Origin of the sequence: Myroides albus, from assembly GCF_009711045.1 — a bacterium.
Classification (GTDB): domain Bacteria; phylum Bacteroidota; class Bacteroidia; order Flavobacteriales; family Flavobacteriaceae; genus Flavobacterium; species Flavobacterium album_A.
Genome location: NZ_WMJX01000150.1, coordinates 1 through 301 on the forward strand (window position 1 = coordinate 1; position 301 = coordinate 301).

Genomic DNA, 301 nt, shown 5'->3' on the forward strand with positions numbered 1-301 from the left:
ACATCTGTAGTTTCTTTACCAATGCAAATCTTATCAGATAAATCTCCCTCTGGGTAGATTTCTATTTCTTCTACTGGTAAATGATCAGGTAGTTTAGCTCTTCCTGGATGTTTTTTCTTCTGACGAGAATAAGTGATCTCTTGTTTGATTACTTCTTCTTGTTCTTCCAGGACTGCTTGCTGAACCTCTAAAGGTAACTGTGTTTGATTAGGGTCTTCGAAACGCTCGCGTTTTTGTCCAAATTGCATGCGTCGTAAAAGATCTACTAAGCGTTGGAGTTCTTGCTTTTCTTGTTCTAGCT

At 38.5% G+C, this 301-nt stretch carries 1 protein-coding gene; it reads right to left on the reverse strand.

Annotated features, from left to right (window positions below):
- The coding region (locus GJV76_RS15690) for a transposase (protein ID WP_196216254.1) at nucleotides 1–301 on the reverse strand (301 nt) is incomplete at both ends.